At 54.2% G+C, this 1,142-nt stretch carries 1 pseudogene; it reads left to right on the plus strand.

Features of this window, described 5'->3' with window-relative positions:
- Positions 1-1,142: pseudogene (locus HC752_RS24205) on the plus strand (transketolase family protein); the annotation flags it as partial.

The raw sequence follows: 1,142 nt of genomic DNA on the forward strand, positions 1-1,142 counted from the left end.
ACCTACGCCTTTATGGGCGACGGCTGTCTGATGGAAGGCATCTCGCACGAAGCGTGTTCGCTTGCGGGGACGCTAGGCTTGGGCAAACTGATTGCGTTTTGGGATGACAACGGCATCTCTATCGACGGCGAGGTCGAAGGCTGGTTCTCTGATGACACCCCTAAACGTTTTGAAGCGTACGGCTGGCATGTGATTCCTGCGGTAGACGGTCACGATGCGGATGCGATTAACGCCGCAATTATCGCGGCGAAAGCCGACCCTCGCCCGACCCTGATTTGTACGAAAACCATCATCGGCTTTGGTTCGCCAAACAAGTCGGGTTCGCACGACTGTCACGGTGCCCCATTAGGTCATGAAGAAATTGCAGCAGCACGAGAGTTTTTAGGTTGGGAGCACGGTCCTTTTGAAATTCCGCAGGAAGTTTACGCAGAGTGGTCTGCGGTCGAGACAGGCGCAGCTAAGGAAGCAGCGTGGAACGAGAAATTTGCAGCTTATGAAGCAGCATATCCAGAGCTTGCCGCCGAGTTCCAACGTCGAGTAAACAACGAATTGCCGGCTGAGTGGGAAGCGAAAACGAGCCAAATCATTGCAGACCTTCAAGCCAACCCAGCAAACATTGCGTCACGTAAAGCGTCGCAAAACGCACTGGAAGCGTTCGGTGCTATCTTGCCAGAATTCATGGGTGGCTCCGCTGACCTTGCGCCTTCAAACCTAACCATGTGGTCTGGCTCGAAATCACTGACGGCAGACGATGCGTCTGGCAACTACATTCACTATGGTGTGCGTGAGTTCGGTATGACCGCCATCATGAACGGCATTGCCCTGCACGGCGGTTTCGTGCCTTACGGTGCAACCTTCCTCATGTTCATGGAATACGCACGTAACGCAATGCGCATGGCAGCACTGATGAAAGTGCAGAACATTCAGGTGTACACGCACGATTCCATTGGCTTGGGTGAAGACGGTCCGACTCACCAACCGGTTGAGCAAATCGCTTCTCTACGCCTAACGCCAAACATGAGCACATGGCGCCCGTGTGACCAAGTGGAATCGGCGGTAGCGTGGAAACTGGCGATTGAGCGCAGAGATGGCCCTACATCGCTTATCTTCTCTCGTCAAAACCTCGCGCAGCAAGCTCGTGA

It is taken from the genome of Vibrio sp. S9_S30 (assembly GCF_014694455.1).
Classification (GTDB): domain Bacteria; phylum Pseudomonadota; class Gammaproteobacteria; order Enterobacterales; family Vibrionaceae; genus Vibrio.